General features: G+C 70.8%; 19 protein-coding genes and 1 pseudogene. 14 read left to right on the top strand and 6 right to left on the bottom strand.

What is annotated here, in order from left to right:
- Positions 1–22: 22 nt before the first annotated feature.
- The 8 genes and pseudogenes from ACF09E_RS09125 (at position 23) to ACF09E_RS09160 (ending at position 10,650) form a co-directional block, all read left to right on the top strand.
- A complete protein-coding gene (locus tag ACF09E_RS09125) occupies positions 23–1,261 on the top strand; it encodes an acyl-CoA dehydrogenase family protein (protein WP_392204559.1) in 1,239 nt (412 codons plus the stop codon).
- On the top strand, positions 1,261–2,361 hold the full coding sequence (locus ACF09E_RS09130; RefSeq protein ID WP_392204560.1) for a phosphotransferase family protein: 1,101 nt from the start codon (positions 1,261–1,263) through the stop codon (positions 2,359–2,361). The genes ACF09E_RS09125 and ACF09E_RS09130 overlap by 1 nt, the downstream gene beginning before the upstream one ends.
- A gap of 128 nt (positions 2,362–2,489) precedes the next feature.
- Positions 2,490–2,762, top strand: coding sequence for a hypothetical protein (locus ACF09E_RS09135; RefSeq protein ID WP_392204561.1), 273 nt, complete (start codon positions 2,490–2,492; stop codon positions 2,760–2,762).
- The gene (locus tag ACF09E_RS09140) at positions 2,759–4,426 is read left to right on the top strand and encodes a transporter (RefSeq protein WP_392204562.1); all 1,668 of its coding nucleotides are present in this window, start codon (positions 2,759–2,761) and stop codon (positions 4,424–4,426) included. The genes ACF09E_RS09135 and ACF09E_RS09140 overlap by 4 nt, the downstream gene beginning before the upstream one ends.
- Before the next feature lie 346 nt (positions 4,427–4,772).
- A complete protein-coding gene (locus ACF09E_RS09145) occupies positions 4,773–5,636 on the top strand; it encodes a phytanoyl-CoA dioxygenase family protein (RefSeq protein ID WP_391165366.1) in 864 nt (287 codons plus the stop codon).
- Between the two features lie 181 nt (positions 5,637–5,817).
- Positions 5,818–8,007, top strand: coding sequence for a SpoIIE family protein phosphatase (locus ACF09E_RS09150; RefSeq protein WP_392204563.1), 2,190 nt, complete (start codon positions 5,818–5,820; stop codon positions 8,005–8,007).
- Between the two features lie 381 nt (positions 8,008–8,388).
- Positions 8,389–9,753 (top strand): annotated as a pseudogene (locus ACF09E_RS09155) (NAD(P)/FAD-dependent oxidoreductase).
- A 270-nt stretch (positions 9,754–10,023) separates the two neighbouring features.
- Entirely contained in the window at positions 10,024–10,650 is a 627-nt protein-coding gene (locus tag ACF09E_RS09160) for a TetR family transcriptional regulator (RefSeq protein WP_391165369.1), read from the top strand.
- Between the two features lie 70 nt (positions 10,651–10,720).
- Here the strand turns inward: ACF09E_RS09160 and ACF09E_RS09165 are convergent, their stop codons facing one another.
- A complete protein-coding gene (locus ACF09E_RS09165; protein ID WP_392204564.1) occupies positions 10,721–13,936 on the bottom strand; it encodes a bifunctional cytochrome P450/NADPH--P450 reductase in 3,216 nt (1,071 codons plus the stop codon).
- 251 nt (positions 13,937–14,187) lie between these two features.
- On the opposite strand from ACF09E_RS09165, the gene ACF09E_RS09170 reads away from it, so the two are divergent.
- On the top strand, positions 14,188–15,249 hold the full coding sequence (locus ACF09E_RS09170) for a zinc-binding dehydrogenase (protein ID WP_392204565.1): 1,062 nt from the start codon (positions 14,188–14,190) through the stop codon (positions 15,247–15,249).
- Between the two features lie 75 nt (positions 15,250–15,324).
- Here the strand turns inward: ACF09E_RS09170 and ACF09E_RS09175 are convergent, their stop codons facing one another.
- Positions 15,325–16,014, bottom strand: a complete 690-nt coding sequence (locus ACF09E_RS09175; protein WP_392205000.1) for a DUF1345 domain-containing protein — start codon at positions 16,012–16,014, stop codon at positions 15,325–15,327.
- Positions 16,015–16,307: 293 nt separating this feature from the next.
- Between ACF09E_RS09175 and ACF09E_RS09180 the strand changes: the two genes are divergently transcribed.
- Complete coding sequence (locus tag ACF09E_RS09180; RefSeq protein WP_392204566.1) at positions 16,308–17,009, top strand: TetR/AcrR family transcriptional regulator; 702 nt, start codon at positions 16,308–16,310, stop codon at positions 17,007–17,009.
- Between the two features lie 259 nt (positions 17,010–17,268).
- Here the strand turns inward: ACF09E_RS09180 and ACF09E_RS09185 are convergent, their stop codons facing one another.
- Positions 17,269–18,651: an FAD-dependent oxidoreductase gene (locus ACF09E_RS09185; protein ID WP_391165374.1), complete on the bottom strand. Its 1,383-nt coding sequence runs from the start codon at positions 18,649–18,651 to the stop codon at positions 17,269–17,271.
- Between the two features lie 504 nt (positions 18,652–19,155).
- Positions 19,156–20,124 carry a pirin family protein gene (locus tag ACF09E_RS09190; protein ID WP_392204567.1) on the bottom strand — a complete coding sequence of 323 codons (969 nt, stop codon included), beginning with the start codon at positions 20,122–20,124 and terminating at the stop codon, positions 19,156–19,158.
- 120 nt (positions 20,125–20,244) lie between these two features.
- Between ACF09E_RS09190 and ACF09E_RS09195 the strand changes: the two genes are divergently transcribed.
- From ACF09E_RS09195 to ACF09E_RS09205, 3 genes are all read left to right on the top strand, one after another.
- Positions 20,245–20,592 (top strand): tetratricopeptide repeat protein, encoded by a 348-nt coding sequence (locus tag ACF09E_RS09195; protein ID WP_392204568.1) that lies wholly within the window; start codon positions 20,245–20,247, stop codon positions 20,590–20,592.
- A gap of 52 nt (positions 20,593–20,644) precedes the next feature.
- Complete coding sequence (locus tag ACF09E_RS09200; protein WP_392204569.1) at positions 20,645–21,049, top strand: DUF6153 family protein; 405 nt, start codon at positions 20,645–20,647, stop codon at positions 21,047–21,049.
- A 94-nt stretch (positions 21,050–21,143) separates the two neighbouring features.
- A complete protein-coding gene (locus ACF09E_RS09205) occupies positions 21,144–21,788 on the top strand; it encodes a DUF305 domain-containing protein (RefSeq protein ID WP_392204570.1) in 645 nt (214 codons plus the stop codon).
- Between the two features lie 125 nt (positions 21,789–21,913).
- Here ACF09E_RS09205 and ACF09E_RS09210 read toward each other — a convergent pair whose 3' ends face one another.
- Both ACF09E_RS09210 and ACF09E_RS09215 read right to left on the bottom strand, forming a co-directional pair.
- Positions 21,914–23,578, bottom strand: coding sequence for an amidohydrolase (locus ACF09E_RS09210; protein WP_392204571.1), 1,665 nt, complete (start codon positions 23,576–23,578; stop codon positions 21,914–21,916).
- A 197-nt stretch (positions 23,579–23,775) separates the two neighbouring features.
- Positions 23,776–25,191, bottom strand: coding sequence for a purine-cytosine permease family protein (locus ACF09E_RS09215; protein ID WP_392204572.1), 1,416 nt, complete (start codon positions 25,189–25,191; stop codon positions 23,776–23,778).
- A gap of 190 nt (positions 25,192–25,381) precedes the next feature.
- Between ACF09E_RS09215 and ACF09E_RS09220 the strand changes: the two genes are divergently transcribed.
- Positions 25,382–26,029 (top strand): TetR/AcrR family transcriptional regulator, encoded by a 648-nt coding sequence (locus ACF09E_RS09220; RefSeq protein WP_392204573.1) that lies wholly within the window; start codon positions 25,382–25,384, stop codon positions 26,027–26,029.
- Positions 26,030–26,033 lie beyond the last annotated feature (4 nt).

Below are 26,033 nucleotides of genomic sequence, written 5' to 3' on the forward strand. Positions count from 1 at the left end.
GCCAACTCCACAAAGGACACCCATGACCACCCCTCACCTTCCGTCGGAGATCACGGAGCTGCGTGAGCGCACCCGCCGGTTCGTCCACGAGGTCGTCGTCGACGCCGAGCCCGCACCGGGCGGACGCCTCGACCAGGCCGCCCGCGACCGGCTGCAGGCCGCAGCGAAGGAGGCCGGCGTCTTCGCGCCGCTCGTGCCGAAGGAGTACGGCGGGCAGGGCCTGCCCATCCAGCACTGGTCACCGATCCTCCAGGAGGCCGGCTACTCACCGATCGGCCCCGTCGCGCTCAACTGCATGGCCCCCGACGAGGGGAACATGCACATGCTCAACCTCATCGCGACCGAGGAGCAGAAGAAGCGCTACCTCGCGCCTCTGGCGGCGGGGGACGTCCGCTCGTGCTTCGGCATGACCGAGCCCCACCCCGGAGCGGGTTCCGACCCGGCAGCGCTGCGGACCCGGGCCGTGCGCGCCGACGGCGGCTGGGTCATCGACGGCCACAAGCGGTTCACCAGCGGCGCCGTCGGCGCCGGGTTCTGCATCGTCATGGCACGCACCCCGGCCGTCGACGGCTCCCCGGAGGGGGCCACCATGTTCCTCGTCGACATGACGAACCCCGGGATCCGGGTCGGCGAGGCGATCCACACCGTCGACCGCTCCATCGACGGTGGCCATCCCCACCTGTACATCGAGAACTGCTTCGTCCCCGACGACGCCGTGCTCGGCGAGGTCGGACTCGGGTTCCGGTATGCGCAGGTACGGCTCGGCCCCGCCCGGCTCACGCACTGCATGCGGTGGCTGGGTCTGGCCCGGCGGGCGCACGACATCGCCCTCGACCGGGCGGCGCGGCGGGAGCTGTTCGGCGGTCCGATCGACTCGCTCGGCCTGGCGCAGCACCTGATCGCCGAGTCGGTGATCGACATCGAGACGTCCGACGCGATCATCACGAAGACCGCGGCGCTGCTGCACAGCGATCCGAAGGCGGGGTCCGCGATGTCCTCGGTCGCGAAGGTGCACTGCTCGGAGGCGATCTTCCGGGTGATCGACCGCGCCATCCAGATCTGCGGCGGGGACGGCGTCTCCGACGGCCTCCCGCTGGCGCAGTACCTCAACGAGGTGCGCCCGTTCCGCATCTACGACGGCTCCAACGAGACCCACAGGTGGGCCATCGCCCGCCGGGCCTCGGCCGCCCGACGCGCAGCGGTCCAGGCCGGCGAGCCGTACCAGGGCGACGCCGTCGTCGGCCGGGACGGAGGCGCGTGATGCACACCGTCCCCGACGGGGTGGAAGTCGTCGCGAGCTGGAATCGGGCCTCTCACCTCGACAGCCCCCCGCTCCTGGTCCTCGACGCGGTCACCGGCTTCCTCGACCGACACGGCATCGGCAGCGGCCCGCTTGCATGGCAACGCATCGGCGACGGCCAGTCCAACATCACCTATCTGATCGAGCGCGGCAACGAGTCCGTCGTCCTGCGCCGCGGCCCCCGGCCACCGCTGCCGAAGTCCACGCACGACATGAGGCGCGAGGCCCGCGTCCAGAAGATCCTCGGCGAGCACGGGGTGCCGGTGCCGGAGATCATCGCAGTCTGTGAGGACGAGTCGCTCCTCGGCGTGCCGTTCTACCTCATGTCCCGGCTCGACGGCACGGTCATCACCGACACCGTCCCGCCGCACCTCTCCTCCTCCGAACAGCGCCGGGCCACCAGTGAGGCGGTCGTCGACGCCCTCGTGACACTGCACGGCATCGACGTGACCCGGGGGGAGCTTGCCTCCCTGGGCCTGCCCGAGGGGTACCTCCGTCGCCAGGTCGACCGCTTCAGCGGACTGTGGGAGGTCAACACCACGCGCAGCCTGCCCGCGGTGGAGCGCATCGGGGACTGGCTCGCCCGCAACCTCCCGACGAGCCAGGCGGCCTCGGTGGTCCACGGCGACTACCGCATGGGCAACCTCATGTTCGCTCCCGAAGCACCGGCCAGGGTCCTCGGGATCCTGGACTGGGAGATGGCCACGCTCGGTGACCCGCTCGCAGACCTGGGGTACCTCACCGCCACGTACTCCGAGGCGGGCAACCCCGCCACCCCTCTCGAACTCACCCGGGTGACCCGGTCGCCCGGCTACCTCACCCAGCGCCAACTGGCAGAGCGCTACCAGTCTCGTACGGGCCTCGATCTCACCCCGCTGCCCTGGTACCAGACTCTCGCCCTGTGGAAAGCAGCGATCTTCTGCGAGGCCATCTACACCCGCTGGCAGCGCGGTGAGCGTCCCCACGACACGTCCTTCGGGCCGTCGCTCGAGACGGGCGTCCCCCGTCTGCTGGAACGGGCCGGCCACTACGCCGACCTGACGGCGGCCACGCGCCGCTGACACCGGCGCATCCCGGTACGAAGTCCTCATCGGCCCGGCGCGGCCGGGCCGTCCCGCTCATACCCCGCGGTCACAGGCGTGCCGTCCTTCCTCGTCTCCGCCTTTCCTTCCCCTCAGAGAGAGGTACCGTGCCCTCCGCTCCCTCCCGACTCTGCTCCCGCGACACACGGGTCCTGGTCACGATCAACGCACTGCCGCTCGCCGTCGGCGTGTTGCTCTCCTGCTCCACGACCCTCGGAGAGATCTCCCTGTACGGACGTCTCACCCTCGCCACCGGATGGGCGCTCACACAGCTCGTCGTCCTCGTCGGCGGGGCCTGGTGGTACGAGGCCCGAGCCGCGTCCTCCGGTGAACCTGAGCCGACGACCACCGCATCGCAGCCGACCGGGGGCACGTGGTGACGACGCACCTCCTGAGCGTCGGCTCGCTCGACCTCATCGGCCCCGCCGCGAGGGGCGCGGTCATCTGTGCCTTCCTCGTCTTCATCGGCCTCTGTCTGCTGTGGGTCCTCGCCCTCGCCACGCAGACCGACGACCCGGAACACCTCTACGTCGCCGGCCGGTCCCTCCCGCCCGTCTTCAACGGCGTCGCGATGGCGGGAGAACAGATCACGGTCGTCATCCTGGTCTCACTGCCGGGAGCCATCGCCCTCTTCGGTTACGACGGGATCTCGTCCGCCGTCGACAGCGCGCTCGCCCTCGGTGTCTTCCTGCTCCTCGCCGCCAGGATCCGCGAGACCCGCCGTTACACCCTCGGCGAGCTGTTCTCCCTGCGTGCCGAGGGGCCGGGAGCACGGGTGGCCGGTGCGGTGGTGACACTGTGCATCGCCGTCCCCCTGCTCATGGTCCAACTGCGTGCCGGCGGCATCACCGCCGCTCTTCTGATCGGCATGCCGACCGAGACGGCCCAGGTGGTGTGCACGGTCCTGATGGGATGCCTCATCACCTGCTTCGCGGGAGTGGCCGATCTGCGCGGTAACAGTTTCGTGCAGGCGGCCAAGGTGCCCGTGGCCCTGGCGACGCTCACCGCGGTGATCCTGCTGGCGCTCCGACGGTTCGATTGGAGCCCCGCGTCCCTGCTGTCGGCCGCCGTGGACAACAGCACGTCGCCGGACGAGTACCTCAGCCCCGGGCTGTGGGCGCACTCCGCCGGCCTCGGGCCCCTCGGCACGCTCAGCGACCACATCGTCATCATCCTCGGTACCGCGATGATGCCCCACCTGCTCCTGCGCGTCAGCGCCGGCAGGGACGTGCCCGCCGCTCGACGCTCACTGGGCGTCGCCGTAGGACTGACCGGCCTCTTCTACATCCTCCTGATCGCGACCGGCTTCGCCGCGACCGCGGTGGTGGGCGGCGGGCGGATCGGGGCGGTCGACGCGAAGGGGCAGGGAGCCCCGATCCTCCTGGCGTCGGAGGTCCTCCCCCACCATTCCACCAGCCGGATCGCACTCATCACCCTCGTCGCCTGCGTCGCTTTCCTCGCCGTCCTCACAGCCGTGGCGAGCGTGACCTTCGCCGCCGCCGTCTCCGTGACCCGCGACCTGGTCGGGCGTAGGGGGCGTATCAGGACCGGCATCGGAGAGCCGATGGTCATGCGGCTCTCCGTGGTCGCGCTCTGCGTCGTGAGTCTCGTTCTCACCACCGCTGTACACCGCTACCCCATCGAGTTCCTCCTCACCTTCTCCCTGAGCCTCGCGGCCTCGTGCGTGTTCCCCGCGCTCGTCTACTCCTTCCTCTGGGCCGGCTTCGACCGCCGAGGGCTGCTGTGGCTCGTTTATGGAGGACTGTCCCTCTGCGTCCTGCTGACCCTCTTCTCCCCCGCCGTGTCCGGGACGGCGTACGCCCTGCTGCCGGACCGGGACTTCGACCTGTTCCCGCTGCACACCCCCGGGCTGGTCTCCGTCCCGGCAGCGTTCCTGCTCGGATGGCTCGGCAGCGCGCGTCCGTGGGAGCGAACCCCTCGGCACCGGCGCACGGCATCGGGGGAGACAGGGGATCGGGGGCACGTCCTGATTCCTGACCGTGGTGCTGCGGGACGTGCATCGGCTCCGACCGGGACGGCGTAACCGAACGGACCCACTGCGGCCGCGGACGTCCGGGCCCCGGACCGGCGACCTCGTCAGGGCGCACCGTCAGGCGGCGCCCGGCCGTCGACAGCCGTAGGGGCTCGGTGGTGCGACCGGCCTGTGCATCGTGCACCAGGCGCGAGCGAAATAGGTGCTCGCTGTCGTTCTCGTGGGCGGTCATGGCTGGCGAGAGTGACGCCAGCCACAGGAGCGGCGAGAGGACGCCATGACGACCGAACCACCTGAACGCCGCCGGGGCAGCGCACGGCAAGCACGAAACCCAGGACGCCGGCGTCCGGTCGGGGGTCCGATCAGCCGGAGTTCATGTCGAGGGAGAGAGATTCACATGACAGCACAGCAGCCCCAGACCCTGTCGTCGGTGTCGGCCGACACCCCGGTGGACGAGATCCTCGAGCTCCTGGCCCGCGACGGCGGCCTCATCGTCAAGGGCTTCCTGACGCAGGAGCAGATGCACCGCTTCAACTCCGAGATCGAGCCGCCCCTGCAGGCGCTCCGCCCGGGTTCGACCCACGAGAACGACATCGTGGCCGCGTTCCACGGCAGCAACACCAAGCGGCTCACGAACCTGGTCACCCACAGCGCCACGTTCCGCAACGAGATCCTCGAACACCGCCTGGTCCACGAGATCTGTGACCGGACCCTCCTGCCGGAGTCGGGCACGTACTGGATGACCACCGCACAGGTGATCGAGATCGGTCCTCACAGCCAGGCACAGATGCTGCACCGGGACCTGGAGAACTGGTTCCCGTTCGTCGGGATGGGCCCCAGCGGCCCGGAAGTCGCCCTCAACTTCCTGATCGCCCTGACCGACTTCACGGAGGAGAACGGCGCCACCCGCGTCATCCCCGGGAGCAACCACTGGAGCGACTTCGAGGACCGCGGGACTCCCGAGCAGACGATTCCGGCGGTCATGAACGCCGGCGACGCCCTGCTGTTCAGCGGCAAGACCGCGCACGGGGGCGGAGCGAACCGGACGGGCGACGAGTACCGGCGGGCCGTGGCCTTCGCCCTCAACCCGGGGTTCCTCACCGGCGAGGAGGCGTACCCCTTCCTGGTCGACCTGGAACTGGCCAGGACGTTGTCGCCGCGCGTCCAGCGCATGCTCGGGTTCCGCTCCCAGTACCCGACGGGTTCCCCCGGGCTGTGGCAGGTCGACTACGCCGACCTGAGCGAGTACCTCAAGCTTTGAGGAGCGTCCCGATCAGCACACGCGCTGTGACTCCCGACCGTCTTGTTCCGTCATGGTGACGGGGACCGGGTCAGCGGCACTCCCTCCCGAGCGACGGTCATCGGACCGGAGCCTGCCAGGTCACGGGGATGCCGGGGCTGCCCGGGGAGCGCACGCCGAGGCCTTCCCGTACATTCGCACTATGGGAACCGACGTCGATGCGTTCCTTGGGCAGCTGGCCCGCCACCTGAGGCCACAGGTGAAGAAGCTGGCCGGCCTGCTGCTCCAGCGCCTGAACGGCGAAGCCCCCGAGCTGTGGGAGGACGCGGACATCGCGGCCCTGACCCTGGACGAGACGGCCCAGCACGTCAGCGCCTTTCTGGACCTCCTGGAGACCCACCCCGGTACGAGCCCCCCGGACGTTCCTCCGGCCGCCTTGGACATAGGGCGCCTCTATGCCCAGCGGGGCATCCCGGTGAGCAGACTCCTGCGTGTCTACCGGCTCGGCCACCTCGGCCTGCTCGAACGGGTGCAGACCGAGGCTCCCCGCCTCACCGACGACTGGCGCATGATCCACCTGGCCACGATGAGGCTGGTCTCGATCGGTTTCGACTACGTGGACCGCTCTTCGGAAGAGGTCGTCGCCGCCTATCAGGAGGAGCGCGATCACCTGCTGCAGCGCCGGCTCGCCCTCACCAACAGGGCGAGCAAGCGGATCGGGACCACGCTCGACGTCACCCGCACCGCGGAGGAGCTGACGGAGGTCTGCACCGAGGACTTCGCCGACCTCGTCACCGTCGACCTCTTCGACTCCGCCCTCCACGAACCCGGCACGGGCTCGCCGGAGGCTCTGACGCAGCGCCGGGTCGCCCAGCGCTCCGTCCTCGACGACTGTCCGGAGTCCCTGCTCCGCGAAGGCCAGGCCCACTCCTATCCCGACGGCTCGGAACCGGTTCGCGCACTGGCCACCGGACGATCCGTCCTGCACCACGTCGCGGGGGCCGGGATGCCCCCGTGGATGGCGCCGTCGGAGTCCCACGGCCGGGTGTTGCGCGCGCTCGGCCTGCACTCGGTTCTCCTCGTGCCCCTGCACGCCCGCGGGGACACCTTGGGCCTGGTGCAGTTCGTGCGCCATCGCACCTCGGCCCCCTTCGACGAGGACGATCTCCTCCTCGCGCAGGAGATCGTCTCCAGGGCGGCGGTGTCCATCGACAACGCCCGCCGGTACACCCATGAGCGTTCCACCGCGCTCGCCCTCCAGCGGACCCTGCTGCCGCGGCACACGGTGGAACAGTCGGCCGTCGAATCGGCCTCGCGTTACCTGCCCGCCGGGTCCCGCGCGGGTGTGGGCGGTGACTGGTACGACGTGATTCCGCTGTCCGGGGCCCGCGTCGCGCTCGTCGTCGGTGACGTCGTCGGTCACGGCCTGCACGCCGCCGCGACCATGGGCCGGCTCCGCACGGCCGTCCGCGCCTTCGCCGACATCGACCTCACGCCCGACGAGCTCCTCACCCATCTGGACGACGTGGTCATCCGGATGCAGCGCGAGGAGTCACCGGACGAGGGCGAGACCAGCGCCACCTGTCTGTACGCGATCTACGACCCCGTCTCCCGCGTGTGCTCCCTCGCCAGTGCCGGCCACATCCCGCCGACCGTGGTGACCCTCCCCACCACCGGCGAGGCGACTCGGACCTCCGGCGTGGCCGAGCTGTCCGAGGTACCGATCGGCCCTCCCCTCGGCCTGGGCGGGCTCCCTTTCGAGACGACCGAGTTCGAACTGCCGGAGGGCAGCCTGCTGGTCCTGCACACCGACGGGCTGATCGCCGACCGCACGCGTGACGTGGATCTCGGACTCGCCGTGCTGCACGACGTCCTCACTTCGGCACCGGACTCGCTGGAGGAGACCTGCGACCGGCTGCTGACCGCGTTGCTGCCCGGCAGCCCTGCCGACGACGTGGCACTGCTGGTGGCCCGGACCCGCGCCCTCGATCCCGACCACGTCGCGACGATCGACCTCCCGTCCGATCCGGCGGCCGTGTCCGGGGCCCGCCGCTTCGCCTCCGACGCCCTGGCGGCCTGGGGGCTGGAGGAGCTGTCCTTCACCACGGAGCTGATCGTGAGCGAACTGGTGACGAACGCGATCCGCTACGGCAAGGCCCCCGTCCAGCTGCGGCTGATCCTTCAGTCGACGCTCACCTGCGAGGTCTCCGACGCCAGCAGCACCGCCCCGCACATGCGCCGCGCCCGGATCTTCGACGAAGGCGGCCGAGGCCTGCTCCTGGTGGCCCAGCTCACCGAACGCTGGGGCACGCGACACCATCGCGGGGGAAAGGTCATCTGGGCCGAGCAGGCCCTCCCAGCGGGCGGTGGGCTGCACGATGTCTTCAAATGATCTCGGACCAGGTCTGTAACCGGGCTCGGCGTGGCAGTCGAGTCGACTACGTATGAGCGCAATGGCACGCCTGGCTTGTGCACCGTGCACCGTACTCGGGGGAAGCAGGTGCCAAGCGTCGTTCTCACCGCAGTCATCACCGGCAACAGTGAAGTACGAGGTACCACCGAAGTTTCGTGGTGCTGAACACCGTGCCGTGAGCGTGCCGACCGAGGCGCCTAGGAAGTGGCTTTGAGTGATCAGACCGTCATTGCGGGTCTGGGTGCGCCTGGTCGGGCCATCGCTTCTTGCTTCGGACGGGAACGGGGGCTTGCGGCGCGTGCCGAGCAGGTCCTGACGCGGAGCACGAAGTAGGACAGACCCTCCTTCTGAAGGAACAGCATGAGGACCGACACCACGAAATACAGCAACTTCACCGGCTGGATCGACCGGCCGGACGACGTACAGCCCGCGCTGGACGGCGACCTCACCTGCGACATCGCCGTCATCGGCGGCGGCATGGGCGGCATGGCGGCTGCGCTGCGCCTCGCGGAGCGCGGCCAGGACGTGGTCCTGCTGGAGGCCGAGTTCTGCGGATACGGCTCAGCCTCGCGCAACGGTGGTCAGATCGCCGGGGCGCCGGGGGGCGACCTGCGGATGCTCAGCCTCCAGTCCCCGAAGAAGATGCCGGTCATGGCGAAACTGGCGGAGCACGCGGGCCGCTACGTGGAAGACCTCATCAAGACGCATGACATCGACTGCGACTACGTGGCGAACGGCCTGGTGTGGGGTGCGGTCTCACCCCTCATGATGCTCAGGGTGCGCACTCAGGCGGCGATCCTGCGCGCTTTCGGTGGGGGCGGGACTGTCGGCAGCAGGGAAGAGCTCGGCCTCCCTGCCGGCTTCGTGGGCGGTATGCGGGAATCCATCGGCGGGATGCTGAACCCGGGCAAGCTCGCTCGTGGTGTGCGTCGCGCGGTGCTCACCTCCTCCGCCAAGGTCTTCGAGCAGTCGCGGGTGAGCGATGTCCGGCGGACAGGCCGCATCGTCGAGCTCACGACACCGCACGGCACCGTGCGGGCCGACAAGGTGGTGCTCGCGACCAACGTCTACGGCGGCGAGTGGGACATCTGGCCCAAGAACCTCGCGACGCCGCTGTACGTCATCGAGATCGAATCGGAACCCATCGCGCCGGAGCGGCTCGCCGAACTGGACTGGACCAGCCGGTCCGGCATCATCACCCAGCACCAGTTGATGACCCACTACCGGCTCACCGAGCGCAACACCATCGTCTGCGGGGTCCGCAAAGCGCAGCGAGGCCAGACCTACCCGCTCCCGGACCGGGTCCCGGACCCCGGTGTCGTGCGGGACATGGGGAAGGACCTGGCCAACCGGTTCCCGTAGCTGTCCGACGTGGCCATCGAGCGGGCCTGGGGCGGCTGGATCGGCATCAGCCCGGACTGGCTGTCGATCGCCGGGCAGGTGGGCGACAACGTCTTCTACGCGATGGCCTGCAACGGCCACGGCCTCTGTCAGGTGCCGTACGTGGCCCACCAGCTCGCCGACTACATCGTCGACGGTGAGATGCCGGAGGACCTCGCCGGCATCTGGTCGGACGCCTCGAAGTACCCGGCGTCGATGTCGCTGCTGCTGCAACCGCTCGTCCTCCGAGCCGTCTCGGGGATCGACCGGTTCAACGACTTCTTCAACGGCAGCAAGACACTGGCCCGGCGGACGCTCCGCCGTGACAGGCGCGGAAATTCCTGAAGGTCTGGGTGGCGTCTGATCCGTGAGGGCGTGGTGTGAGATCACCACCCGGTACGACAAGACCGTGCCAAGTCCTACGGAGCAGCCGTCGCCCCCGCATCACTTCTGACGTAGGCCTGACATTGGGCGACAGAACCCGGCACCGAAGGCTCCTCCCCCGGCCGGGCCCCGGGGGGACAGGGACGAGATCGACCAAAGCATCCGCTCGACCGGTGGTCAGCTACCGATCGAGCCGACTGTGTCGGTCGACTGAGTCGATATAGTGAGCTCATGGCTCATGTTTCCGCGGCGGAGCGCCGCCCTCAGTTGATCAAGGCGGCCATCGATCTCATGACCCGGGAGGGTGTGGCCGCGGGAAGCACCCGCGCCATCGCCGCGGAGCTCGGTGTCGCGCAGACCACCGTCCACTACACCTTCGGCTCGAAGGAGGACCTCTACCGCGCGGTCATGGACCAGATCACCGACGAGCTGGTCGCCCGGGTGCAGCGGGCGGCGCCGGCGGACGCGGGCTTCGAGGAGACCATCAGCGCCTTCGCGGGGGCCCTGTGGGGCACCGTGCGCGAGCCGGCGTCGCACCATCGGCTGCTCAGTGAGCTGACCATGTTCGCCCTGCGCGTGCCCGGGCTCAACGAGGCCCGGCAGGGCCACTACCGGCGGGTCATAGAGGTGACCGCACAGGTGATCAGCGAGACGGCGGAGAGGACGGGGCAGGAACTGGCCGAGTCCCCGGAGACAGTGGCCCGGTTCTTCCTCTCTGCGTTCGACGGCCTCACCATGCAGGTCCTCGTGGCCCTGCCCGACGAGGCCACCGAGCGGACGGGCCTCAAAGCACTCGTGGCAGCGACCGTGGCGCTGGCCAAGGGGGACCTCGACCTCCCCGACGTACCGATGGCCTGACACGACGCGAGAACGCCCGTGGGCGCACCTGGAAGGTGCGCCCACAGGCGTTTCTGCCTCCTCGTGAGGATCAGCCGGCCCAGACGTCCTCGACGTAGCGTCCGGACTCGACGAGCTCGGCGAGCCAGGCCACGGCCTGTTCGTCGCTCGCGCCGGTCCGCTCGCGGTGGATCGCCATGAACGCCTCCCGTACTGCGGGGGCCATACGGCGGCCGTCACCGCAGATGTAGACGCGTCCGCCGGCCTCCAGGACCGACCACACCTCCTCGCTCTCGCGGGCGATGCGCTCCTGGACGAAGCGGGCTCCGTTCTCGGGCGCGTGCATGAAGGTGGGGCGCATGCTGACGGCGCCTGCCGCCTCGGCCGCCTCGAACTCCTCCCGGTGCAGGAAGTCCACGTCGGGGTGGTCGCAGCCGAAGTAGCAGAGCAGAGTGCCGGTCGAGCCGGTGTGGTGACGGTCGAGGACCGCGCCGCGGAAAGGCGCCAGACCGGTGCCCGCGCTGACCAGGATCACCGGTACGGAAGTGTCCTCGGGGAGACGGAAGGACTCGCTGCACGGCAGGACCCGGGCCTGGATCACGTCGCCCGCGTTCACGGTCTGCAGGAAGTGCGAGGCGATGCCCTGGAAGGTGCCCTCGCCCGACCGGTGGGGCGCCGCGAGCAGCGACACCATCAGGTCGGCCTCGCCGGGCCGGGCCGCGGCGGACGACGAGATCGAGTAGTGCCGGGGCCGCAGGACCGGCAGCAGCTCCAGGAAGCGCTCGAAGGGCAGCTCGCACGCGCGGTAGCGCTCCAGGAGGTCCAGGACGCTGAGTCCCGGGATGGTCACCTGCTCCCTGAAGGTCTCGGGATCGGCGGTGGCGAAGGCGGTGAGCGGCTGCTTCTCGGGCGGGCAGGCGGTGTGCTCGGCGAGCACGGCGACCTGCTCCTGGGTGGCCGCGTCCTGGAGCTCGACGAAGTCGGTGAGCAGGCGGCGCAGGGGCAGGGGCCGGTCGACGGGCAGGGCGCCCCGGCTCCGGCGGCGGGCGCGCAGCCGGACGGTGCGGTCCAGGTCGAGGCCGAAGCGGTCGGCGACGCGCTGGACGAGGGCCTCGGGGTTGCTGGGCAGGACGGCCAGGTGGTCGGCGGTGCGGTAGGTGACGCCCTCGGGCAGCCGGAGGCGCAGGAACCGCTTGGAGCGGCCCAGTTCGTGATCGGTGTCGACGAGTTCGTACGCTTCGAGGACCTCCATCGGCCGGACGCCGTGGCGCTCGGCGAGGCCTCCGAGGACCGACTCCGAGGTGTCCTCCAGCTCGTACAGCCCCTCGCCCTCCGCCTGCGGTACGGGGTCGGCCGCTTCGCCGGCGACCGCCTCGCCGTACTCGTCCAGGAGCGCCTTCCACAGGTCTTCCGTCCACTGGTCGACCACTCCGCCGAAGTCGCCGGAGGCGTCGGCGCTGCCGCGCTCCAGGAGCGGGACGGCGCCGGCGGCGGTCAGCCGCTCGTCGATCAGGGTGGGGATCCGCTGGTAGGTGGCCGCCCAGTTGCGGTCGCCGACGCCGAGGACGGCGTACCGCAGCCCGGCGAACGAGCCGGGGGCGAGGTTCTCCAGCCAGGCGACGAACTGGGCGGCGTCGTCGGTGGGGCGGCCGTTGTAGGAGGCGGCGACGATGACGACGGGGCCCTTGGAGCCGGCCAGCCTCTCCGTGTACGCATCGAGGGAGGCGACGGACGGGGTGAAGCCGTGCTCCTCGCCGTCCGCACCGAGGTCGCGGGCGATGCCGGCGCAGGTGCCGAGGTTGGAGCCGTGCAGAAGGGTCAGCGTGGTGCCGCTCGCCCGGCGGGTCACGGTCGCGGTCCGGCCCGCGACGGGGTCCGCCGCCGTCACGGCGGGCAGACGTCGTTCGTCGCTGGTGCGACGCGCGAGCCGCAGGCTGAAGCCGTCGGGCTTGATGGTCAGTGTCGACTTGATCTTCATCTGGTAGTCGGTGTGGTCGATCAGGCGGTAGCGGTGCACCAGCAGGCCGAGCAGCAGGGTGGCCTCGTGCAGCGCGAACTGGCGGCCGATGCAGGCCCGCTCGCCGCTGCCGAACGGCTTGAAGGCGTGGACCGAGCGGGCCGCCTCCCGCTCGGGGGTGAAGCGCTCGGGGTCGAACAGCTCGACGTTCTCCCCCCAGGCCGCATCGCGGTGCAGGGCCGCGGCGATCACCATCAGCGATTCGCCCTTGCGGACGAAGTACTTGCCGCCGATGACGGTGTCCTCGATCGGCTCGACGGCGTACGCGGGAGCCGTCGGCCACAGTCGCAGGCTCTCGTTGAGGATCTGGCGGATGTAGGTGAGCTTGCCGATGTCGCCGTACTGCGGATCCGGGGACTCGGTGTCGCCCCACAGGGCGTCCACCTCGGCCTGGGCCCGGGCGAGGACCTCCGGGTGCTTGGTCAGGTAGTACAGGGCGAAGGAGAGCGCGCTGCTGGTGGTCTCGTGGCCAGCGATCAGGAAGGTGATCACCTGGTGCCGGATGTTGACGTCGTCCAGCGGCTCGCCGGTGACGGGGTCCTTCGTGTGCAGCATCAGCCCCATTAGGTCGTCCGTGCTGGTGTCGCCGGAGGCGCGGCGCTCCCTGATCACGTCGTCGACGAGGTCCGTCATCAGGTCGATGTCCGCGCGGAACTGCTCGACCTTCTTCCTCTTGAACAGCTCGGAGCCCGGGATGGACTCGCCCTTCTCCTGGGCGAAGACGAGGGCCCGGGACATCGCCTCGACGAACGGGTGCACGTCGTTCCGGCGGAAGGACTGGAAGTCGTAGCCGAAGCCGCACAGACCGATCGTGTCGAAGGTCAGACGGGTCATCTCGTCGGGCACGTCCACCGACTGCACTCCGGCCAGCCGGTCCCACTTGTCGATCAGCGAGCGGGCGACCTTGAGCATCGGGTCGTGGTAGCTGCGCATCGCGCCGAGCGAGAACGCGGGCATCAGGATGTCGTGGGCCTTGCGCCAGTTCGGTTCGTCGTTGTACGCGGTGAACAGACCGTCTCCGGCCAGAGCCCGGACCTCGACCAAGTCGGCGTGGACGTGCTTGCGGAAACGGGTCTCGTCCGACAGTTCGGTGACGAGGTCCAGACCGCCGACCATGACGGTGTCCCGACCGAAGAGCCGCAGCCGGTACACGGGCCCGAATTCCCTGAACTCCTTCTGCAGGTAGGCCAGGAAGTCCGCGCCCGCGGGAACGTTGAACGCGTGGCCTACGAGGGGCAGCGGGGGGCGCTCGGGGATCGCCCGCGCCGCACCTACGGACACCTGAGTCATAAACGTGCCTTTCGTTGCACTCCAGCAGTCACTAACCAACTTACACTCGACTGTGTCAGGTGAACATGTCGAGTGACTGTATTGAGCGACACGGTCCTTTGATGGAACCTGTCGACCCTTGAGAACGTCCCAGCGGCAGCCGCTTGACAGGCGACCTTGTCACTCGACACGGTTGAGCGACATGGTCAGTCGATCATGTCGAGCGCATGAGCTGCGTGCGCGCTTCTCACCGAGCACATCGAGGTTTCCGCATGAACACCATGCTGGCCGGACGGCTGCGCCTGGACACCCGTACCTTCGCCGTCGAGGAGGTCCCGATGCCGGTTCCCGGCCCGGGCGAGGTCCTCGTCGAAGTGCGAGCGGCCGGCGTCTGCCTGTCCGACATCCATCTGATCGACGGCAGTCTGAGCCCCTTCTACCCCGTCGACGCCGTCAAGGACTCCGGCGTCATCACCCCCGGTCACGAGGTGGCCGGGGTCGTCCACACCATCGGTCCCGACGTGAAGGGCGACTGGACCCCCGGCCGGCGGGTCGTGCTCCAGGCCGGGCAGGCGTGCGGCGAATGCGCCGACTGCCTGCGCCACGCGCTCTGCCGCCAGCCCCGGACCCGTGGGGTGGACTACGACGGGGGCTGGGCGCAGTACGCCCTCGCCCGGGAGGACACCCTGCTCCCCATCCCGGACCACCTGCCGTTCGACCAGGCCGCGATCATCCCCGACGCCGTCTCCACCCCGTACGCCGCGATCGTGGACACCGGCGCCGTCCGGCCCGCGCAGGCGGTCGGCATCTGGGGAGCCGGAGGCCTCGGCGCCCACGGCATTCGGCTCGCCCGCCTGGTCGGCGCCGCGCCCGTCATCGCCGTCGACCCACTGCCCTCCGCCCGTGAGCGCGCCCTCCTCTTCGGCGCCGACCACGCGCTGGACCCCATGGCCGGAGACTTCGCCGAGGCGGTGCGCGAGGCCACGGCGGGCCGGGGCATCGACGTGGCCTTCGACTTCGCCGGTGTCGGAGCGGCCCGCACCCAGGCCACCGCCGCCCTTGGCCCGAACGGCGTCCTGGTGCTCGCCGGCCTCACCCCGGAGCCGCTCACCGTCGCCGACAGCATCGACTTCTGCTTCAACGTCCGGCAGATCCGCGGACACTACGGCTCCGAACCGGAGCACGTGGAACAGCTCGTCGGACTGGTCGCAGCGGGACGGATCGACCTCGGCCCCTCCGTCAGTGCCCACATCCCCCTGGCCGAGGCCGCGGACGCCGTCGCCCGGCTGGAGAAGAAGATCGGAGACCCGATCCGCCTCGTGCTCACCCCCTGAGCAGGAGGGGCGGCGGCCGGCTCACCACGCACGGCGCGGACGATCCGGCCGCCGCCCGGGGCTCAACGGAACCCGTCAGGCTCCCTGCCCGCTGTCCAGCGCCGCGACCGTGCCGGCCACGATCACCGTGTTGAAGACGAACGCGATGGTCGCGTTGGCCGATACCGTCCGGCGCATCTCCCGCGACACCACCGTGACGTCCGTTGTACCGAACGTCGTCATGACCGACAGGGCGAAGTACACGTAGTCGTCCCAGACCGCCGTCTTGTCACCCGGAAAGTCCAGCGCCGCCTCGTCCTCCACGAGGTTGTCGGCATGAAACGCGACCGCGAAGGCGGTCAGGACACAGATCCAGGCGACGACCACGAGACCGAGCGCCATCAGCACCCGCGCGGTCCCCGGAAGGGCGGAACCCAGATGCCCAGGTCGCCAGACCGCCGACACCACGAGCGCCGCCGACGCGATGAGGACCGACACCCCGGGCCCCGGCGCGGTCCCGAGAAGGTAGCGCTGCAGCACGGTGCCCCGTGCCTCCCGCCGGGCCCACACCCGGATGCGTTCCGGCGGCGCGGTCGAGAAGGCTCTCAGTGTGACCCCCAGGTAACACAGCAGGTAGGCGAACAGCGCCGCCACGCCCAGGTCGGCACTCGAGGCGGACACCAACCCCGGCGTGAGAACTCCCAGCAGACCGAGAAGCACGGCGACACAGCATCCGACGACCGTGCTCACCGCGGATCGGCGGCGCTCGGAGAGCCATGAATGCACCGGCAGTGCCTCCTCTCGAACATCCCCGCGCACCTGACGACAATCGCCCGGACCCGCGAAGGAACGTGGAACAGAACGTGATCGTACGAAGGGGCGGACATCAATGGCCGCCGTCCACCTAACGCCGCGCTGGTACGCACACGGTTACTGCCCCGCCGCGCTTGCCCTTCGTCCGGGCGCGGGCACTGGCACGGCCGTGGGCGCAGCCCCAGCAGCCTTGTAACTGCCCGGTCGGCCGACTGCGGCACCGCAGGAAAACCCACGTCATACGGGGCGTGAGTACCATACGACGTATGGAGAAGAAGACGAGGCGCCCTCCAAGGGGGACGAAGAAGAGGGACGTGCCCCTGAGCGAGGTCGGGATCTACTCGGCCGCCCTGCGGCTGATCGACGCGGATGGTGTCGAGGCGGTCACCATGCGCAAACTCGCCACCGAGCTCGACGCGAACCCGATGTCGCTGTACCACCACGTGCCGAACAAGGAAGCCGTCATGCGCGGCGTGACCAGAATGGTCGGCGCCCAGTTCCTCACCGCTACGCCCGAGGACGATACTTGGCAGGAGCGTCTCCGCCTGCTCGCGGCGGACCTCCGGGCACTGGCGCACCGTCACCCCAAATTGATGGCCTACTCGTTCAGCCGCCAGCCCGACTTCCTCCACTCCGACGACCCGTTCTGGACCGCGCTCACCGAGTCCGTGGAGGATGCCGGTGTTCCGCGGTCGGAAGTCTCGAAGGTCGCGGCACTGTTGGTCGCCACTGTTATCGGCGTCCTTTCCGCCGAGCTCAACGGCTCGCTCCACCGGTGGTCGTCCCTCCAGCCCCGCGGCTTCGACGATTTCGAAGACGGAGCCGGGAATGCAGCCCCTGAATCTGCGGATGCAGCGCCCTGCGGACCTGACCAGGAGCACATGTTCCGTCTCATGATGGACACGTTGATCGCAGGTTTGGAAAGCCGGCTCCACAGCGACCACAACGGCTGGGACGCCGGCGCGTGAACCAGGTCCTTCCGGGCGCCGGCCCTTGAGTTGTCCCGCAGTCGGGCGAAGTGACCATGCCACCGAGCACTCCTGCCACGAGCGCGAGGCAAGACCCCCGGACCGGGACAGCGACACCTGATCGTCGCCACGCGGTGACTGCCGCTCTCGCCCCTGGCAGCCGGCGCGCGCCACGACAGGGTGACGCACGCCGGATGCAGGTGCATCCGGCGTGCGTCACAGGGCGGCCGTCAACGTGGAGACGGCCCTCCGGGAAGACTTACTCGGCGGCTCCTTCGACGCCGAGTCGCTGAGCGACCTCCTTGGCGGTGCGCAGACCCGTCAGGACGGCGCCGTTCAGGGTTCCGACCCACTCGCCTGCGGTTTCGGTGCCGGACCAGTGGACACGCCCGTGAGGCTCGGTGAGGGCGCTGCCGTAGCTCGTGACCGCGTAGGGACCCACGGCGGGGTGGGGGCCTCCGGGGGCGAACGGCTCGGTGCCCCAGCAGTGGTCCACGTAGTCGATGGGGGTGCTCGCCTGGGGACCGTACAGGTCGACCATCTGCTGGATGATACGGCTGCGGCGGGTTTCCTCGTCGAAGCCGTCGTACATACGGGGGGCGCAGAAGACCATCAGGATGCCCGGTCCGTCGTCCGGCGACACGTCGAAGGTGATGAACGCCGTCCCGCTGTCCATGAGTGCCTCGCCCGAGAGGCCCTCGGCCCGCCAGAAGGGCTTGTCGTAGGCGACGAACGCCTTGCTCAGCTTGCCCATGGGCCACGTCTTCGTGAGCCCCTCGGTCTTCTCCGGCAGGGCCGGGAGGAAGTCGATGTAGGAACGGTGCTCGGGGGCCGCGGTGACGATGACGTACTTGGCGCTGATGACCGCCGAGTCGGTGCGGACCGTGACGCCGTCGTCGTCCTGGGAGATCTCGCGGACACGGGTGTCCAGGACGATCCTGTCGCCGAGCTTCTCGGCGAGCCGGTTGGCGATCTCCTGAGTGGTCTCGGTGATGCGGTCCTGCTGCTGGCCGCCCTCGACGGCGAGCATGTGGTCGAGCCCGCCGACGGCCTGGATGTAGCGCAGTACGTGCAGCAGCGACACCTCTCCCGGGTTGCAGCCCCACTGCACCTTGCTGGCGATGGTCATCAGCGCACGGGTGCTGGTCGCCGCCTGGTGCTGGTCGAGCCACTCGCCGAACGAGATCGAGTCGAGCTTCTCGGCGTCGGGAGACTTCCAGGCGGCGTCGACGTCGATGGTCGCCAGGAGCTCGTCCATCGCCACCTGGACGCGGCCCAGGTCCTCCAGGTCGACCGGCTCGACCGTCGGCATGGTGCCCGTCCAGGTGCGACGCTGCCCGGCCATCCACAGGACATTGACACCTTCGTGGAACTGGGCGGTCGTGGAGCACCCCAGCCGCTTCGCGAGGTCGAGGACCGCGGTGTGGCGCTCGGCCACCCACGTGGCCCCGAGGTCGACCTTGACCCCGGCCACCTCACCTGAGAACGAACGGCCACCGACCCGGTCCCGGCCTTCGAGGACCAGGACGGATGCGCCCATGTCCACGAGCCGCTCCGCGGCGGTCAAGCCGGCGAAGCCGGCACCGACGATCACGACGTCGACCGACGTGGTCTCGGAGTTGCCCTTGATTTCCTTCTTCACGGTTTTCTCCTTCACTCGGAAGCGTCTTTCCATTGTTACCATACGTTGTATGGAAACGGCGAAGCGGGAGAAGTGACCGTTGCCTCCACCTGGTGAGAGCGGGCAGCGCGCCCGCGTCAAGATCCTGACCACCATCGGCGACTGCCGACGCCGCCTCTCGGGCCCTTACGCCCCGGGGCCGCACCCCGTGGAGCTCAACAGGGGGGACCATCCCGCCGATGCGACACGCCCGGCCGACACCCGCAGGCCGAGGCGCGAGCCCCAGCGACATCCGGACGGCGAACAGCGACCGAGATCACCTGATTAGCCGTCAGAGAAGTCAGCAAAAGGTCAGCATCGATCCGATCAAACCCTGACTCACAAGTCCGAACACGAGACTCGACGCACCCCCTCGCGAACCCGGGAGACCCCCGACGCCGACCACGGAACAAGATGCGGATCGGGGGTCTCGGCAGGGCGATCGTCAACGGGAGCAGGGGCAGGCAGACCACGAGTTTCCCCAGCTCAACGCACCCGTCCGCGCGGCTTTAGAGGAGTGGTGGGCAGCGCCGGGGCGGGCAGCCGGGCACCGCCGTAACCATGCACCTCGCCGAACCGCGAGCCCCGCTCCCAGTCGTCGCGCGCCTGCGCGATCTCCTCACCGGATCGGGCGACGAAGTTCCACCACATGACGATCTCCTCCTCGAACGGCTCACCGCCGAGGAGCATCAGCCCGGCGGCGGAGTCGGCGCGCAGCGGCAGCTCGGTGCGGCCGCAGCCGAGGTACAGCATGGAGCCGGGGAGGACCGGGACGCCGTCGACGTGCACCTCTCCCGACATGGCGAGGACCGCGTACTCGAAGTCGGGGTCCAGCGGGAGGCGTGCGTCGGTGCCCGGGGCCAGCGCGAGGTCGGCGCCGACGATCGGGGTGTACGTGGTGCCCGGCGAGCGGGCTCCGTCGAGCTCGCCGAGGACGACCGTGGCCGTGAGGCCGCCGCCGCCGTCGATCCGGGGCAGGTCGGCGTGGTGCTGGAAGTGCGGCTCCACGTGGCGGTGGGCGTCGGGGAGGGCCACCCAGAGCTGCGCCCCGTGCAGGAACCGGGCGTGCGGCCGCGGGCTCTCCTCCGAGTGGGAGACGGCCCGGCCCGAGGTCATCAGGCCGAGCTCGCGCGGCCGGATGGTCTGGAGGCTTCCGGTGGAGTCCCGGTGCAGGACCTCGCCGTCGTGGAGCCAGCTGACGGTCTGCAGTCCCATGTGGGGGTGCGGCGGCACCTGCATGCCGGGTTCGTCGGCGATGTCGTCGGGACCGTAGTGGTCGACGAACGCCCACGCCCCGATCATGCGTCGACCCAGGTTCGGGAGGAGACGGCGGACCTCGGTCGACTCGCCGAGCCGGACGTGGCGGGGGCTGAGGAGTTCCCGCACCGGCTCGGCGACGACGAACCCGCGGCCGCCGCACACGGTCAGCGCGGCCTGGCGATCAAGATTGCTCATGCTCAACCTGTTCCTGTCCGGAGACGGCCACCCTCGTGGAATGTTCAACCATCTCGGTGTGTTGACCTGGTCGACCACCCCACAGGGTGGCAGATCCGGGCCTCGGGAAGGGGCGGGCAAGTGAGCGACACGTACTACGAGTTCGGAACGGCCGGCGAGCGCTGGGACCGCGCCCGGCTCTTCTTCGACGCGAAGGAGTACGGAACGGCCGTGCGCATCCTCACCGGCCTGGTGGAGGAGCACCCGGAGCAGACGGCCCAGCGCCTCCTCCTCGCGCGGGCCTACTACCACTCCGCCCAGCTCTCCCGGGCCGAGACCGAGCTGCGGGCCGTCCTGGACCGCGACCCGGTCGAGTACTACGCGCGGCTGATGCTCGGCCGCACCCTGGAGCGGCTGGGGCGCGCGGACGAGGCCGCGCCGCACCTGCGGATGGCCGCGGCGATGGCGGGCGAGACACCGCGGGCCTGACGCGGTCCTGATACCCCCGTCCGGTATATTCGGCGGCCGGGAGGTCCTGACCGTGCGTGCACACCGAGCGGAACGACGCAGGCGGGCGGAGGGTGCTCTGGCGCACCTTCTGCTCGTGGTCGTGCTCGCGCTCGGGGTGTTCCTCATGCATGCCGTCGGCCACCCCGAGGGGTCCGGCGGCGGTACGGCGAGCGACGCGTCGACCGCGGCCCACCACTCCGCCGCACCCCAGGGCGACGACGGCACCGGGCACGAGCCGGATCCGGCGACGGACATGACCACCCTGTGCGTGGCCGTCCTCGCCGGCTGGCTGTTCACGGGGCTCCTCCGGGCCGCGCCCGGCCGCCGTGCCGACTGGCTCGCCCTGCTGATCGCGCGGCTGCTGCCCGCGCGGGCGCCGCACGCGCCCCCGCACCACCCCCCCGACCTCACGCTGCTGTCCGTCCTGCGGATCTAGACCGACCGACCCGCGGGCGCCGTCTCGCGCGCCCGGTGAACGTCTCGGCCTGCCCCCCATCCGTATGCACGACCAGCACCACGAGGTAGCACCCATGCGTTCCTTCACCCACCGCACCGCCGGGAAGATCGCTCTCGCCGGCGCGACCGCGCTCCTGCTCACCGCCTGCGGCGCGGACGACGGCAAGAGCGGCACGGACCACGGCGGCGCGGCCGCCACGGCCTCCGCCACCCCCTCCGCCCCGGCATCCGCCTCCGGTGGCGCGGCCGCCGCTCCCGGCCCCTTCAACGACGCGGACGTCATGTTCGCGCAGATGATGATCCCCCACCACGAGCAGGCCCTGGAGATGGCCCGGCTGGCCGACGGCCGGGCCCAGGACCCCGAGGTCAGGAAGCTGGTCACCGCGATCGAGCGGGCCCAGGACCCGGAGATCCGGAAGATGAGGGCCTGGCTCGCGGGCTGGGGCAGGCCCGAGGCCGCCGGTCACGGCTCCGGCGGCCACGGCATGGCCGGGATGATGTCCGAGCAGGACATGAAGTCCCTCGCCGCGGCCGAGGGCAAGGCCTTCGACCGCAGGTTCGCCGAGCTGATGATCGCCCACCACGACGGCGCCGTCGCCATGGCGGAGGACGAGCGGCGCGGCGGCGAGAACCCCACCGCCAAGGCGCTCGCCGACGACGTCGTACGGACCCAGTCGGCCGAGGTCACCGCACTCCGGAAGATCCTCGACCGGCTCTGACCGGCTCGCCGTCCCCGCGAGCGGAAGGTTCGCGACCGCCGCCGAACCGGTCTCCGGCCCGCGGGGACGGTGCTCGACCGGCCGCGAGCCCGTCGCGGCGACGGGCCCTCCCCCGTGTCCGTCCGTCAGTGCCGCACGACCACCTCGCCGCCCACCACGACCGTCTCCGCCACCGTGCCGGGGATCTGCTCCGGGGGCACGCGCAGGATGTCGCGGGAGAGGACGACGAAGTCGGCGAGCTTGCCCACGGTCAGCGAGCCGCGCTCCTGCTCCAGGAAGTTGGCGTACGCCGAGCCCATCGTGTAGCCCTCGACCGCGGTCTCGACGTCGATCGTCTCCCCCGCCGTCCACGCCTCCCCGCCGCCGGGCGGCCGGCGGGTCACGGCGGCGTGGATGCCGACCATGGGGTCCATCTCGGCGACGTTCCAGTCGCTGGAGAGGGCGAGCACGGCGCCCGCCTCGCTCAGGCTGCGCAGCGGCCAGGCCTTGTGCCAGCGGTCGGGGCCGACGTTCTCGGCCCAGTCCTGGCCCGGGCCCGCGATGTCCGGGGCCGCGTGGCGGGGCTGCATGCAGGCCACCACGCCGAGCTCCGCGAAGCGGGGGGTGTCGGCCGGGTCGAGGCACTCGACGTGGACGACCTGGTGGCGCGCGTCGCGGGGTCCGTTGGCGGCGCGAGCCCGCTCGACGGAGTCCAGCACGGTCCGGATGCCCCGGTCCCCGGTGGCGTGCACGAAGCACTGGAAGCCGCGCGCGTCGAGCCGGGTGAGCAGCTCGGCGAACTCCTCGGGCGGGTAGAAGGTGTCGCCGCGGTGGTGGGAGCAGCCCGCGTACGGCTCCAGGAGGGCGGCGGTACGGGGTTCCACGACGTCGTCGATGTACAGCTTGAGCGGTCCGACCCGCAGCCGGTCGTCGGCGAACCGCTCGGCCGCGTCCCGGAACTCGTCCAGGTCGGCGTCGGTGGTGCCGCGCGGGTGGAAGAGCGCGGCGACGATCCGGGAGCGCAGCCGGCCCTCGGCGCGGGCGCGCTGGAAGAGGGCGAGGTCGTCGAGGGAGTTCTGGGGTTCGACGACGGTGGTGATGCCGAAGCCGATGGCGTCGTCGAGGCTCTTGGCGAGCCGGCCGTACTGCCGGTCCGGCGAGGCCCACGGGAGGCCGAGTTCGCGCAGGGCGCGGTGGCCTTCGCGGGAGAGTCCCTTGATGGCGAAGTCCTTGACGAATCCGGTGGGCTCTCCGGTCTCCGGGTCGGTGACCGCCCGCCCGAAGGGCAGCTCGGTGCGGTCGCGGTCGACCCCGAGCCTGCGGAGGGCGGCGGTGTTGAGCCAGGCGGTGTGGACGTCGTAGCTGAGGACGAGGGCGGGGGTGTCGCCGGTGGCCGGGTCCAGGTCGGCGGCCGTGGGCATCCGCCCGTCGGGGACGGCGGAGTAGTCGAAGGCCTCGGCCTCGATCCACTCGGCGTCGGGGTGCGCGGCGTGCCAGGTGCGGATGCGGTCGTGGATCGCGTCGAGCGTGCGGGCTCCGGCGAGCTGGACGCAGGCGTCGTCGGAGCCGAGGCGGACGTGGTTGTGGGCGTCGATGAACCCGGGCAGGACGAGGCGCCCGCCGGCGTCGAGGACCTGGGTGCCCGGCCCCGCCCAGGCGTCCGCCTCCGCGTCGGAGCCGATCCAGACGATCCGGCCGTCGCTGACGGCGAGGGCCTCGGCCTCCGGCAGCGCGGGGTCGACGGTGTGGATCCGGGCGCCGGTGAGGAGGAGGTCGGCCGGGGCGGGGGACGGGGCGGTGGTGCGGTTCATGCGGGGTGACTCCGTGACGTGCGGTCGAGGGGTGTTCGAGCGGTGTCGGGGGCGCCGGCGGTCCCGGCGGGGCGTGCGCGGCGCCTCGGGGTGCGGATGGGGGCGTACGGGCGGGTCTCCGGGGCCGCGCCGGGTGGCGGGCAGGGGTTTCGGGGCCCTTACGGGGCGGTCGGCCCGGGGCGTGGTGCGGCCGGGCGTCAGGCCCGGATCGGGCGGACCGTCCGGCGGGCGAGGAGCACGTACACGAGGGCCGAGACCGCCGCGCCGAGCAGGGTGAGGTCCGCGCCGCCGAGGGGGGCGACGAGCGGGCCGGTCCAGAGTTCGGAGTCGCAGGTCAGCGCCGAGAAGAGCAGGCCCGCGAGGAGGGCGGCCAGGCCGGGCGGGTGCCAGCCGGAGCGGTACCAGTAGGCCCCGCCGGTGCTCGCGTGCAGTCCGGCGGAGTCGTACGTGCAGCGCCGGAGCACCATGTCGGCGAGGAAGACCCCGCCCCAGGGGGCGAACACGATGATCAGCAGGGAGAGGAAGGAGAGGAGCGAGGTGGTGAAGTCGGTGAGGAAGAGCGCACCGAGGGAGCCGGCGGCGGTGACTCCGGCGCTGATCACGATGGCGCGGGCACGGCTCCAGGGGATGCCGAGGACCTGGAGGTTCAGGCTCGACGAGTAGAGGGTGATGATCGAGTTGGTGACGGAGCCGCCCAGGACCAGGGCGAGGAAGAGCGGCTGGAACCAGCCCGGGAGAAGGCTCTCGGTGCCGGCGACCGCGTCGGTCATGTCGACCTGGGTCGCGGCGGCCACCCCGGCGACGCCGAGGGCGACGGAGGAGACGAATCCGCCGAGGGCTCCGCTCCAGGTCAGCGCCTTGAGTGAGGTCGTGCGGGGCAGGTAGCGGGTGTAGTCGGCGGGCATGGGGAGGTAGGAGAAGGGGCCGGCGAGCATCACGACGAAGGCGAGGCTCCAGCCGGCGGCGCCGGGTGCGGCGGCGGACGCGGAGGTGTCGGCGCCCGGCAGGACGAGGAGGAGCAGGGCGGCGAAGCCCACGGCGAGGACGTAGGCCATCCAGCGTTCGGCGAACTGGACGGTGGCGTGGCCCCAGAGGGCGACGGCGAAGGTCAGGGCGAGGGTGATGCCCAGGGCGAGGGCCCGGGCGGTGGAGCCGCCGCTCCAGCCGAGATCGGCGAAGAAGGCTTCGAGGGCGAGGGTGCCCACCACCGTGTTCACGATGGTGTAGCCGATGCTCACGATCCAGTTGAGGAGTCCGGCCGGCCAGTTCCCGCGCCGGCCGAAGGCGGCGCGGGAGATGACGAGGGTGGCGGTGCCGGTGCGCACCCCGCTCAGGCCGGCTGCTCCGATGGCGAAGAAGGCCAGGCCGCCGAGGACGACGACGGCGGTGGCCTGCCAGAAGGAGAGCCCGAAGGCGACGGCGAGGGCGCCGTTGATGACATAGGTGAAGGTGAGGTTCGAGCCGAACCAGAGCCAGAAGACGTCCTTGGCGCCGCCGTGCCGTTCGGCGTCGGGGATGGGGTCGATCCCGTGCTCCTCGACCTGGAACACCTCGTCCCGGGCCGTGGCCGCCGCGGGTTCCGCGGTCCCGGGCGTCGTCTCGTGTCCGAGCACACCGCACCTCCTGTCGTGAACGCTGCCTCGGTGCGCCGCCGGGGCGCTGCCTCGACCACACCTTGAATGACGTTCTAAATTCTTGAATGACATTCAAGATGTGCGATGAGTTCCGGCCGCGTCAAGACCCCCGGCGGTTGCGATTAAGGTCGATCCGGCAGAGGCAGGGCGGATCGACGGAACGGGGACGATGGCGGTGGCAGGGTCGGCACGACGGCGGGACGGGCACGTCACCCAGGAACGGATGCTGGAGGAGGCCATGACGGCGATCGCCGAGGACGGCCTCTCCTCGCTCACGATGTCGGCGCTCGCGGAGCGGCTCGGCACCAGCGGCGGCCACATCCTGTACTACTTCGGCAGCAAGGACCTGCTGCTGCTCGCCGCCCTCCGGTGGAGCGAGGCGGCGCTGGCCGGGGAGCGCCGGGCGCTGCTGTCCCGGCGGATCCCGGCCGAGCGCAAGCTCGACCGGTTCCTGCTGCTGTACCTGCCGCGCGGGCCGCGCGATCCCCGCTGGACGCTCTGGATCGAGCTCTGGGCCCGCACCCCGGGCAACGGCGCGCTCGGCGAGGCGCAGGAGGAGCTGGACCGCGGCTGGCACGAGGACCTGGAGGCGCTGCTCGCGGCGGGGGTCGCCCGGCGGCGGTTCGCCCCCCTCGACACCGCGGCGCGCGCCTCCGAACTCCTTGCGCTCCTCGACGGGTTGAGCACCCGCGTGGTGCTCGGCCAGCAGTCCGGCCGCGATCCGCGGCCGGCCCTGGAGGTGGCCCGCTCCGCGGTGCGGGCACTCGTCGCCCCGTACGCCGCGGGCGCCGACCCGGCGGCCGGGCCCGCGACCTGACGGA

It is taken from the genome of Streptomyces sp. NPDC014891 (assembly GCF_043081085.1).
Classification (GTDB): Bacteria; Actinomycetota; Actinomycetes; order Streptomycetales; family Streptomycetaceae; genus Streptomyces.